The organism is Roseibium sp. AWQ4_290, assembly GCF_056160985.1.
Map to the genome: position 1 here is coordinate 63,488 of NZ_JBSWYG010000017.1, position 12,561 is coordinate 76,048.

The 12,561-nt window shown below is 60.9% G+C and carries 6 protein-coding genes, 1 tRNA gene and 1 pseudogene; 5 read left to right on the plus strand and 3 right to left on the minus strand.

Annotated elements, in window-relative coordinates:
- The first annotated feature begins 194 nt into the window (after positions 1-194).
- Positions 195-317, plus strand: coding sequence for a hypothetical protein (locus ACXAH0_RS17440; protein WP_475177379.1), 123 nt, complete (start codon positions 195-197; stop codon positions 315-317).
- 182 nt (positions 318-499) lie between these two features.
- Here the strand turns inward: ACXAH0_RS17440 and ACXAH0_RS17445 are convergent.
- The 3 genes from ACXAH0_RS17445 to ACXAH0_RS17455 form a co-directional block, all read right to left on the minus strand.
- Positions 500-576 (minus strand) — tRNA-His (locus ACXAH0_RS17445).
- 197 nt (positions 577-773) lie between these two features.
- A complete protein-coding gene (locus ACXAH0_RS17450; protein WP_475177385.1) occupies positions 774-1,289 on the minus strand; it encodes a phasin in 516 nt (171 codons plus the stop codon).
- A 611-nt stretch (positions 1,290-1,900) separates the two neighbouring features.
- Complete coding sequence (locus ACXAH0_RS17455; RefSeq protein WP_475177388.1) at positions 1,901-2,287, minus strand: phasin; 387 nt, start codon at positions 2,285-2,287, stop codon at positions 1,901-1,903.
- Between the two features lie 258 nt (positions 2,288-2,545).
- Here ACXAH0_RS17455 and ACXAH0_RS17460 point away from each other — a divergent pair, with 258 nt between their 5' ends.
- From ACXAH0_RS17460 to ftsH, 4 genes and pseudogenes are all read left to right on the plus strand, one after another.
- Entirely contained in the window at positions 2,546-7,387 is a 4,842-nt protein-coding gene (locus ACXAH0_RS17460; RefSeq protein ID WP_475193434.1) for a PAS domain-containing sensor histidine kinase, read from the plus strand.
- Between the two features lie 351 nt (positions 7,388-7,738).
- On the plus strand, positions 7,739-8,776 hold the full coding sequence (locus ACXAH0_RS17465) for a Fe(3+) ABC transporter substrate-binding protein (protein ID WP_475193607.1): 1,038 nt from the start codon (positions 7,739-7,741) through the stop codon (positions 8,774-8,776).
- 136 nt (positions 8,777-8,912) lie between these two features.
- On the plus strand, positions 8,913-10,604 hold the full coding sequence (locus ACXAH0_RS17470) for an ABC transporter permease (RefSeq protein WP_475193440.1): 1,692 nt from the start codon (positions 8,913-8,915) through the stop codon (positions 10,602-10,604).
- A gap of 92 nt (positions 10,605-10,696) precedes the next feature.
- Positions 10,697-12,523: pseudogene (gene ftsH, locus ACXAH0_RS17475) on the plus strand (ATP-dependent zinc metalloprotease FtsH).
- Positions 12,524-12,561: the final 38 nt, after the last annotated feature.

A 12,561-nucleotide genomic window follows, 5' to 3' on the forward strand; every position in this document is an offset into this window, starting at 1 on the left:
TCCTGGCGGAAAAGGGCATAGAGGCAAAAGTTCTGAAAGAAGGAACGGGCTTATGGCCCATTCAAGGCTCAAGCAGGAAGATACCAGCGATTGGCCTCGTCTTCTCCTTCACCACACCAGATGGCCAAACGGGAACCAGTACGCTTTGGGGGCCGATGCGCTCGTATATGTTCCGGGGACTGCCTGAGCCTGAAATGACAACTCAGCAGGGCTTCACCTGGGGCCCGGCCTCAAAGGACGAAGGTGGGCACTATACCGTGCGCTCAGACGACGGAAACTCCATTCTCTTCAACATGTATTTTGAGAAGTGTCTTTGAAGCAAATCGCGTTTGATCGGCTTTGCCTTGCGCTGCCTGCCTCCAACGGATTTGCCTTGAGCCTCAGGCGATAAGTCTGGCACCTTCGCGCCGTTCAAATATCCACAAACCGGGACTTCAGCGGCGAACCGATCCCAACGCCCCGGTCCACGCGTTCGCGAAATTCTGACTTTCTGGAAGAATGGTACAGACGGGTGGATTCGAACCACCGACCTTCGGAGCCACAATCCGACGCTCTAACCAACTGAGCTACGTCTGCTAAGGCGTTCAAGTGGCGCGGACCTTAATGGCCCGGACCGCCATTTTCAAGGGCGTCTTCTACCCCTGTTTTCCGGAACCGGCAAGCGCGAATTTTCGGAAAAATCCGGCCTGTTGAAAAGCAAATGCCCGGGACAATCCCGGGCATCGGTTTTTGGGGCCGCCTGCGGGCAGGCTTGGCCCTCAGCTTAAAAAAGCTCAGTTGACCTTCAGATCCTTGAAGGACTTTTCCATGGCTTCCTTAACCGGAGCAGACACGTCGGTGCCGAGCTTGGTGGCCAGTTCCTGCATTTCCTTGGACTGGGCGCTCAGAGTGTCGAACTGCTGGCGGGCGAAGGTGGACTGCAGCTCAATGGCTTCAGCAAGGGTCTTGGCAGACATGATGTCCTTGATGAAGGTGAAGGCCGCATCCGCATTGGTCTTGGCCGCATCGACAGCCTTGTGGTTGAACTCAACCACGCCCTGGCGGGAGGTTTCAAACGTGTCTTCCATCAGGTCGGTCGCATCTTCTGCAGCGGTCTTGACCTTGGCATAAGCTTCACGGGCGTTTTCGATGCCTTTTTCAGTGGCTTCACGGAACGCAGCCGGGATTTCCATTTTCGGCATTGCAAAAGCCTCAAAGTCCGGGAACGCGACCCCAGCCGGAGCTGCGGTCTTGGCTTTGGTGGTGCGTGCTTTCGGGGCCGCTTTGGCGGTCGTCGTCGTGTCAGTCATGATCTCATCTCCTTGGGTCCGGACGCGATCATCGGTGCAAATTCATCCCGCCGGTCCATCTGCCGGCGGACCCTGTCGTCATCCGCAGTCCCTATATAGGACATCTCTTGCTGCGTTGCAATATTTTTTTGCACTGCACAACGCGTCATGGTTGCATATTTTTCACATGATCTAGAGAACGGTTTCCCGTCCTGCCACTTATACGGATGGTCTTTCGGGACGGTCGCTGCCGGAAGGGTCAGGAGCGCTAGGGTCCCTACCGCCTTGGGGGCTATCCGGGCGCATCGGGCCAAAGCCAGCGCCACAGCCTGCTCCAGACTGGCACCGCAGGCCGGCCGGGAGAGCGGCCAGTCCGGGAGGGGGGGCCAGTCCGTGGGTTCAGTCCGTGGGTGCAGTCCGGGGCGCCGGATACACCCGCACGCCTGAGCCGACGAAAACGCCGGTCTGCGGGGGAGAAAAAGTTGCTATTGAGGACGGAACGCAGGGCCCTGCCGCCGCCGCCGCCCCCGGAAGGCTTCCGGAGGTCCCTGAGGGTCTTGTTGCCCCTTTCGGGGCTAGGGGGGGGCCTGCCCCCCCCGAGGGCCGGAAGTGTGTCCGGCTTTGGTCCGGTGTTACTTTTTCTGGGCGGCCTTGGCCGCGTCCTGCACCGCCTTGCTCGCGGAGTTGGAGACCTCGCGGGCCTGTTCGCCAAGCGCTTCCATCTGGCCGCGCAGATACGCCTGTTGAAGCTTCATCATGTCTTCGACATTCTCCGCCTTGACCAGTTCCTGGGCGAATTTGAACGCTGCGTTCACATGCTCTTCCGCGTAACCGAGCGCCTTTTTGTTCACATCGGCCGCACCGGCCTGCACCGCATTGGCGCTGTCTTCCACATTGGAGACGGCCTTGTGGGTGGCGCCCATGAAATCGTCAAAGGCCTTGCGGGCCTGATCGACGCTTTTCTCTGCGAAATCACGCATTTGTTCAGGGACTTCGAACCCGGTCTTGTCAGTGCTCATCTTGGCGCTCCTCGGCTCACGGGCAGGGGGCGCCCGCAATTCTTGAGATTTGTTCCTGCCAAAAATTCGTAACACGCAGATGGCAATCCGGCAAACGAACCCTGTCAGATTAACCACGCCTTCATGTAAGTCCTTTAGCAACCTTGCTTTACGTGGACGTTGTCAAGCTTTGCTTGTATTAACAGAATGTTTACAAAAGCACGCGAATTGGCGGCAGTCCCTTTTCTTTCCGGTATCGCCGCCCCCTGGAGCAAAGCGATGGACACTCAGACCCAATCATTCCTGGAATTCAGTGCCATGAATGATCTGGTCCAACTGGCTGCCGACACGCGCGCAGCCTGGCTCTGGTCGGCCGACGGCTCCAGGATCCTGTGGGCGAATGCGGCCGGAGCCGCATTCTTTTCAGCCCAGAACGTGCGTGAACTGTCCGGCCTGACCTCGCTTGAGCGTTCCCCTGCCCGCCCCCATATCGCCCGAATTGCCGAGACCGGCCAGACCGGGAAATTCAGCATCGACCGGCTGCGGTTCTACAAGGGCCTGCGGGTTATGCTCCTGACCTGCCAGTGCAAGCGCATTGCGTTGGAGGATGGCGGCAATGCTGCGCTGATCGTGTGTACGGACAAGGGCTTAACACTGACGCGAGAGCCCATCCCGGCCTTTGCGCAGCTGTTGAAAGGCGATGGCATCACCGCCTATCTGATGACCGGCGGCACGGTGGATGCCCGTTTCGGCGCCCTGGGAAGCACCCCGGAAGACCTTGATCTGCCAAAAGGTCAAAGGGTCCTGTTCGGCCCGCTTGATCTGGAGGGGCGGTTTCACGATGGCGCCGTGTTGCAGATCCCGGCCGGGCCGAAAGTTGTTGTCTTGAGCAACACGCCCCTGGCGGACAATGCCAATGTGCAGTTCCCGGACGACACGCCAGAGGAAGGCGGAGGTGACGCTCAGGCGGCCGCCGAAACCTCCGCCAGCACTGCCTGGGCGGCCACGGCCGAGGACGGCATGCCCTCCACCGCGACATCTTTGGACGCTGCGACAGATGACGCAGAGGTAGAAAAAGATTTTTCCTCCTTTGATCAAGCCGAGATGCCTCAGGACAACGGCGGCGCTTTGGAAGCGGCCGGGCCGGAGCAGCGAGACACCGGCAAGCCGGCCGCCGCTGAGAACACAGACGGCAGCCCGGCCGGAGACAAGGCCGCTGAAGATGCGGGCCAAGTTACGGCAAGCGGGGAGCCCAGCGTGTCTCTTGCCGCGGATACTGCAGCGGATATGGAGCATGATGAAAGTGACGGGCAAGATGTTTCAGAGAATGCTTCGGACGGGACTTTAGACGACGAAAGCGCTCTTGAGGCGGACCCTTTGGAAGAGGTGGAGGCGGACCTTCTTGAGGAGGCGCTGCCGAATGAGGGGCAAAACGAGGCCAAAGCGCCGGCTCCAGACGACAGGCCGGAGGACGACGACGGCCGGGATGAGGATGCCCTGCCTGAGCTGACCCCGGTCAGCACGCCAGAGGCGTTCGTGTTCCAGCCGCGCCGCCGCCCGGTGCGCTTTGCCTGGAAGATGGATATGGCCCAGCGCTTCACCTTCCTCTCCGATGAATTTGCCGATGTGCTGGGCCCGGACGCGACCGATATTGTCGGCCTGACATGGGAAGAAGTGTCTGACCGGTTCGGCCTGGACCCGCGCGGTCAGATTGCAAGGGCGCTGGACCGGCGCGACACCTGGAGCGGCAAGACTGTTGACTGGCCCGTGAGCGGTGCTGCTCTCCGGGTGCCGGTCGACATGGCCGCCCTGCCCGCCTTTGACCGGGAGCGCCGGTTTGAAGGCTACCGTGGCTTTGGCGTCTGCCGCACCTCCGATGCGGTTCAGGACCCGCATGGCTTTGTTCCCGCGCCAGCTTCCGCGCCAGAAGGCAAAGACGAAGACAAAGACGCTGGCACTCCACTTGAGCTTGCGGATGACGGCCTGTTCGACCCGAAGGAGACTGACGGCGCTGAAGACCGCGCGGACGAGGACAGCGCAGAAAAACGCCAGCCACCGCCGCAAGCGGATGCGCTTGAAGATCCTGACGGCCTCCCCGAAGACGCTTTTGACGATGGCGCCGAGGGCCCTGCTCCGGACACCGCACCTGCCCAGGCTCGGCTGGAAGACTTGAAACCAGCCCAGCCCAATTCCCTTGGGGGCCGCACCTTTCTGGGAGCCAGCGCCGCAGCCCTGGTCGGCTCTCTGGCCGTGTTCAAGGGCAAGACAGGGGCTGATCCGGCTGGCACTGCGGCCGGTGCGCCGCCTTCAGCGCCGGCGCCGGACGACAGCCCGCGCGAAGACCAGCCTTTCGAAGACACAAGCCTATCGGACGATCTGAAAAAGGCGGCCGCCGCACTGGACGCGGCTGAGGACAGCAAGGGCCCCTTTGACGATCCTGCGGACTCCGTGAAAGACGCTGAAAACACCGCTCCGGATGACGCCAAAGACGCGGACGGCTCAGAAGACACCGGGCCGAAGGCCGCAGCGCCGCAGCAGGACGATGACCAGCAGGATGAAGCGGGCGCTGTTAGTGTGGACGAAGATGGGGCGAACGAAGACGATCGAAGCTTCACCCATGAAAATGGCGGCTATATTGCCGAAGTCTCCGTTCCCGCGCGCCGCGCGAGAAATCAGGCGGGCTCAGCGGCTGCCTCCAGCGCGGCGCCTGCCCCCAAGCCGGACGATGCGGACATTCCAACTGGCATCACCGGGTCGGCTGAACTCAAGCCCTCTGAAATCGAAAGTGCGGTCAAGAGCCTTGCAAAGTCCTACAAGGCTGCGGAGAAAAAATCGCCGGACCTGTTCGAGACGCCCGATCCCTCCCAACTCATCGACAACCCGGACAGCGCGCTAGCATCGCACGGAGCAGATGAAACTGAAGGCCTTGACGCGCAGACCCTTTCATCGAGCCCCAGAGACACGTCAGATCTTGCTGACGACGAGGCCTTTCTGGCGGCAGAAGTCAGCACGACACCGCTGCTCGACATCTCTTTTGCCGACTTTATAGAGGAGACTGACGAGGACCGCCTGGACATTATGGTTGATGCGGACGCCGATCAGGAGCCGGACACCTCTGACGCGGATGACGGTGCCGGGATCCCTGTCATTGGCAGCACCGCGCAGGACAATTCCCCGGATGGCCGCAGCTCCCGTCCGGAGGAAGATGTGAACGAAGCGGACGCGGTGGAGGACACCGGCTCGACTCTCTCCGATGACGAAGAGCGCGAATTCTTTGAAGAAACCGCCGCCTTTGGAGACGAAGAGCAGGACACAGGTGGCGGTGCGAACACGCCCCCGCGCGATGGGGCTGCCGCTGAACACGAGGACGGCCCGGTCCAGAAGACCGGCCAGGTTATTCCGCTGGCGACGGCCCGGCCACGGGTGGTGCCTGTCGACACATCCGGCCTCTCCCGGCCCGAGCGCCAGGCCTTCCGCAAAATCGCCGAAGCCCTTGGCGCAAGGCTTGAAGGGGATCTGGACGATTTCGACGCTCCCGATTCCGGCGGTGAGGAGGACAGCCCGATCCTTGAGCTGCCGCAGGAGCTGGTGCCGGAGGCCGGACCGATTGACCCGACCCTGCTGGACCGCCTGCCAATCGGCATATCCATCGTGCATGATCGGGAAGTGCTCTACGCCAACAAGGCGCTGCTCAAAATGCTTGGCTATCCGACCATTTCAAAATTGTCGGAAGCGGGCGGTCTGGAAGCCCTTTTCATTGACGATACGGACGATCTAGCGGATGCGGTTGGCGTTGACGGGGAAGTCGACGAGGCCCTGAAGATGCGCATGGCCGATGGCGGCGTTCTAAATGTGGATGCCCATATGCACTCCGTTCCGTGGAACGGCACGCGGGGTCTGATGATTTCAATCACCGAGCGCCCGTTGAAACCGGCCCAGCCGGTGGCGGCCCCTGCAGCGCCGAATTTCTTTGCCGGAGTGCGCGCGGAACTGGACAGCGCCCGCAATCAGATTTCCGAGATGGAAACGATCCTGGAGACGGCGACCGATGGCGTTCTGGTTCTTGATCAGCACGGCACGATCCTAAAGGTCAACGGCTCTGCCGAAGCCCTGTTCAGCGCCAGCCGGACCGATATGATCGGTGCGCCTCTGACATCGTTTCTGGCCCCGGAAAGCCACCGGGCCGCGTCCGATTATCTGGACGGCTTGTCCCGAAATGGCGTGGCCAGCATCCTGAATGACGGCCGCGAAGTGCTCGGACAGGTGCCGGCCGGCGGGATCATCCCCCTGTTCATGACCATGGGGCGGATCACCAGCCGTGATGAGGAAGCCAAATATTGCGCTGTCCTGCGCGACATCACCCAGTGGAAGTCGGCGGAAGAGGAACTGACCGAAGCCAAGCGCCAGGCGGAGAATGCAAATTCTCAGAAATCCGATTTCCTTGCCAAGATCAGCCACGAGATCCGCACGCCGCTCAATGCGATTATCGGGTTTTCCGAGGTCATGATGGAAGAACGCTTCGGGCCCATCGGCAATGACCGCTACAAGGACTACCTGAAAGACATCCGCACCTCCGGCTCCCATATCATGAGCCTGATCAATGATCTTCTGGATCTCTCCAAGATCGAGGCGGGCAAGCTGGACATGAACTTTACCGCCGTGTCGAGCAATGACGTCATCAACGAATGTGTGGCCCTGATGCAGCCCCAGGCCAACCGGGACCGGGTGATCATCCGCACCAGCCTGCCTGACACCATGCCCGATGTGGTCGCCGATCCGCGCTCCCTGCGCCAGATCGTGCTGAACCTGTTGTCCAACGCGATCAAATACAACAAGTCCGGCGGACAGGTGATCCTGTCCACGGTGCTGGAAAGCAACGGTGAAGTGGCGCTGCGGGTGCGGGATACGGGCACCGGCATGACCGCAAAACAGCTGACGGCAGCGCTGGAGCCTTTCCGGCAGCTGCACACCTCCAGCCGGGGTGGTGGAACGGGTCTGGGCCTGCCGCTGACAAAAGCGCTGGTGGAAGCCAACCGGGCAAGCTTCCACATCGATTCCACTCCGGATCAGGGAACCCTTGTGGAAATCATCTTTCCAACCCAGCGGGTGCTGTCAGAGTAGAAGCCCCCGCAGACAAACCCTTGGCCTGCCGCGGCGCCTGAACGGAAACCGGCCCGGTCCGGCGGCGGACCTTGCAAAGGTGCGGCCCCTCCTGCTCACGGTTTCGTGAAGGTTAGGCGGGGCATGTATTTTCGTCGCAAAATTTGGAAAATATGATAAATAAACTCCTGTTTTTTCTTTGTTTTTGAAACAAGGAGCACCCCCTCACGAATACTGTTTTGAACAATTCTAAACTATTGATATTCTTAAGTTTATTGACTTGACCCGGCCTGAACGACATATAGGCGCCCATCGGATCCGGCGGAGACCGGGTCGGGAAACCAGATGGTTTTTTGGGAGACTTCAATGCGTATGACCCTTGGCGCCCTGGCTGGCGCGTTTGCCGTAACCACCGCGACCTTTGCCGGCACCCCGGCGCTTGCCAGCGATGAGGTGAATATCTATTCCTACCGCCAGCCCTTTCTGATCCAGCCCCTGCTGGACGCCTTCACGGCGGAAACGGGCATCAAGACGAATGTCGTGTTCGCCTCCAAGGGCCTTGGCGAGCGGATCGCGGCCGAAGGCAAGAACTCTCCCGCCGACGTGCTTCTGACCGTTGACATTGGGCGTCTGGACGGCGCCAAGCAGCTTGGCATCACCCAGCCGGTTGTCTCCGATGTCGTCAACGAAAACATCCCGTCCCAGTTCCGGGATCCGGACGGCCACTGGATCGGCCTGACCACGCGCGCGCGCATTATCTATGCCTCCAGGGACCGGGTTGATCAGGACAGCATCACCTATGAAGAACTGGCCGATCCGAAATGGAAGGGCCGCATCTGCACCCGTTCGGGCCAGCACGTCTACACGATCGGGCTGATTGCCTCAATGATCGCGCATCACGGTGCTGAGAAGACGGAAGAATGGCTGGCCGGTGTCCGGGACAATCTGGCCCGCAAACCGGCCGGAAACGACCGCGCCCAGGTGAAGGCCATCTATGCGGGTGAATGCGACATTTCCATCGGCAACACCTATTACATGGGCAAGATGGAAACCAACGACAAGGAACCGGAGCAGAAGGAATGGGCCAAATCCGTGCGCATCCTGTTCCCGAACGCCGCGGACCGGGGCACCCATGTGAACGTCGCCGGCATTGTGCTGGCCAAGAACGCGCCGCACATGGACACGGCCATGAAGCTGATCGAGTTCCTGACCTCCCATGAGGCCCAGGAAATCTATGCGGAATCGAATTTCGAATATCCGGTGACCCCGGGCGTTCCGGTGTCCGAGCGGGTGAAGAACTGGGGCGAACTGACCCCGGACGACCTGTCCCTCGCGGACATCGCCAAGAACCGCAAGACCGCGAGTGAGCTGGTCGACAAGGTGGGCTTCGACGACGGCCCGGCGTCCTGACCGGCCCGTCAGCACCGGCAAGCTGATCCGGCTTGACCGGAACCGCGAAAAGCGCCGTTTCAGGACGGCGCTTTTTTGCATTTTCAAGCATTTGCCAGTAGACCTTGGTCACAGTTCAAGAATACGAAGACCGCCCTTGCTCCGCACCCCATCCCTCACCCTGGCTGACCGGATCTGGCAAATTGCTGCCTTGGTGATCACCGCGCTTGTGCTGATGCCGATGGCGGCCATCTTGTGGATCGCACTGAGCCCGACCGGGGACCTTTGGACCCGGCTTCTGACGACCGTTCTGCCCGGCTCCCTGAAAACAACCGTCTTGCTGATGCTTGGTGTCGGGCTGATCACCGGAAGTCTGGGGGTTGCCCTTGCCTGGCTCGTGACCATGTGCAGCTTTCCAGGCCGAAGGATCCTCGATTGGGCGCTGCTGATCCCGCTCGCAGTGCCCACCTATATCATCGCCTTCTCCTATATCGAGATTCTTGACTATACCGGGCCGGTGCAAAGCGGCATCCGGGCGCTTTTCGGCTTCAAGACGTCACGAGACTACTGGTTCCCGGAAATCCGTTCACTTGGCGGGGCCATCTTTGTCATGAGCGCGGTGCTCTACCCGTATGTCTATCTGACCGCCAGAGCCAGTTTCCTGATCCAGTCCGCTGCCACGCTCGATGTCTCACGCACGCTTGGCGCCAGCCCGGCCGGCCTGTTCTTCCGGGTGGCCCTGCCGCTGGCCCGGCCGGCCATTGCCATCGGCGTTTCCCTGGCACTGATGGAATGCCTGAACGACATTGGCGCGGTCACGTTTTTCGGTGTTAGAACCCTGACCTTCTCCGTTTATGATGTCTGGCTGAACCGGTCCAGCCTCAGCGGGGCGGCCCAACTGGCGCTGGCCATGCTGGCTATGGTGCTGCTGCTGCTGTGGCTGGAGCGGGCTGGGCGGCACAGACAGCGCTTTGATGCCGGGGGCAGCGCCAGGCAACGCGCGCCAAAACGGTTCGAGCTCAAGGGGCTTCGGGCTGGCGCTGTCCTGGCCCTGTGCCTGCTGCCGGTCCTGATCGGCTTTGTCATTCCCGGCCTGATGCTGGCCGACCGGGCAAGCCGCAGGCTGGACAGTCTGATGACGGGAGATTTTTTCCAGATCGTCTGGAACAGTTTCAGCCTGGCTGCGGCCGCAGCGCTTCTGACAGTTCTGATTTCCGTGGCGCTCGCCTATGCCCTGCGCCTCAACAATCACGGCCCCTTGAAGGCTGCTGTCCGCCTTGCCTCCATCGGCTATGCGATCCCGGGCACGGTTCTGGCCATCGGCATTCTCATTCCGCTCGCCGGGTTTGACAATTTTTTGGATGCGCGCATGGAGGCCTGGTTCGGGATCAACACCGGCCTCCTGCTGCTCGGCAGCGGCACCGGCCTTGTCTATGCCTATGTCGTCCGCTTTCTTGCCGTTTCCTATGGCCAGGTAGAGGGGGGCTTCGGACGTATCAGTCCCCATCTCGACATGGCCGCCCGCACCCTTGGCCGAAATACGGGCCAGACCCTGACCCAGGTGCATCTGCCCATGCTGAAGCCGGTGCTCTTGTCCGCCGCCCTGCTCAGCTTTGTCGACTGCATGAAGGAGCTACCGGCAACCGTGCTGTTGCGGCCCTTCAATTTCAACACGCTGGCCACCACCGTCTTTGAGGCGGCCTCCCGCGAGGCCTTCGAGGAGGCCGCCCTGCCCTCGCTTGCCATTGTGCTTGTCGGGCTGATCCCGGTGATCTATCTGGCCCGCTCCAGCGCCCGGTCTTTCCGCACCAGCACGTCCCGCCGCAACACGCCGGCAAAAGCGGTCTGACAAACAAGGCGTTCCGTCCCCCCGCCTTGACAGGCTGCTCCCAAATCGCCCCAATGGCGCCATTGCATTGTTCATTGCCGGGATGTGTTTTCATGGACAAGAAACATCAGATCAATCTCTGGTACGCCTTCATTGCCATCATGCTGGTGTTCACGTTCCAGAGCTGGTGGGCGACCTAAAGGACCGTGGAGCCGATCCCCTACAGCGAATTTGAGCAATATCTCAAAGACAAGAAGATCGAAGAAATCGCGATCAAGACCAATACCATCGAAGGCAAATTCAAGGAGCCCTTGAAGGATGGCAAGAAATACTTTGTCACAACGCGGGTCGATGTTCCGCTGGCCGAGGAGCTAAGCAAATACGACGTCAAATTCACCGGCGTGGTTCAGAGCACCTTCTTGCGGGATCTCCTGTCCTGGGTTTTGCCGGTCCTGCTCTTTTTCGGCCTCTGGATGTTCGTCATCCGCCGCTTTGCTGAAAAACAGGGCATCGGTGGCATGATGACCGTCGGCAAGTCCAAGGCCAAGGTCTATGTGGAAACGGATGTGAAAGTCCGGTTCGGCAATGTCGCCGGGGTGGACGAGGCCAAGCGGGAGCTGAAGGAGGTGGTCGACTTCCTGAAAGATCCGAAATCCTATGGCCGCCTGGGGGCCCATGTGCCCAAGGGCATCCTGCTGGTCGGCCCTCCCGGCACCGGCAAGACCCTGCTGGCGCGCGCCGTTGCCGGTGAGGCTGGCGTTCCGTTCTTTTCCATCTCCGGCTCCGAATTTGTCGAAATGTTCGTCGGTGTCGGTGCCGCCCGGGTCCGGGACCTGTTTGAGCAGGCCCGCAAGGCAGCCCCGGCAATCATCTTCATTGACGAACTGGACGCCCTTGGACGGGCCCGCTCCAGCGGTGCCATGGGTACGAATGACGAAAAAGAGCAGACCCTCAACCAGCTCCTGACCGAACTGGACGGGTTTGATCCGTCCAGCGGCATCATCCTTCTGGCTGCCACAAACCGGCCGGAAATTCTGGATCAGGCCTTGCTCAGGGCCGGGCGCTTCGACCGGCAAGTTCTCGTAGACCGGCCGGACAAGTCCGGGCGGCGCGCCATTCTTGATGTGCATGTGGCGAAGATTAAGCTGGCGCCCGAAACGGATCTTGATCAGGTCGCCCAGCTCACCGCAGGCTTTTCCGGGGCGGATCTGGCAACACTGGTCAATGAGGCTGCGCTTCTGGCGACCCGCCGCCAGGCCGACGCGGTGACCCTGCAGGATTTTAACGAGGCCGTGGAACGGGTCATTGCCGGGCTTGAAAAACGCAGCCGCATTCTCTCCGAAAAGGAGCGTACCACGGTCGCCTATCACGAAATGGGCCATGCGATTGTGGCCGCCAATCTGGACAGCTGCGACCCGGTGCACAAGATTTCGATCATCCCGCGTGGCATTGGTGCCCTCGGCTATACGATGCAGCGCCCGACGGAGGACCGGTTCCTGCTGTCAGCGAGAGATCTCGAAAACCGCATGGCCGTTCTGATGGGGGGCCGGGCTGCGGAAGACGTTGTCTTTGGGGAGATTTCGACCGGCGCTTCCGATGACCTGCAGAAGGTGACGGAGGTCGCCAGGGACATGGTCATGCGCTACGGCATGGAAGAGAGCCTCGGGAACCGGGCCTATGCCACTCAGCGGCAGGCCTTTCTGGGCCAGCCCGCCGGGGACATCGCGGAGGTCTCCAACGACACCCAGCGGGAAATCGATCTGGCGATCAAGGCCCGGGTTGAAACCGCTTTCCAACAGGCCAAGGATCTTCTGGTCGCCCACCGCACCGATCTGGAAGAAGGCGCCCAGCTGCTGCTGGCCAAGGAAACCCTGACGGATACGGATTTCCCGGCAATCCGGCCGCTTGCAGAACGGCAGAAGCCCAAAGCAGCAGAATAGTCAGATCCAACCGCTCGACCGTCTCCGGCAGACCTCTT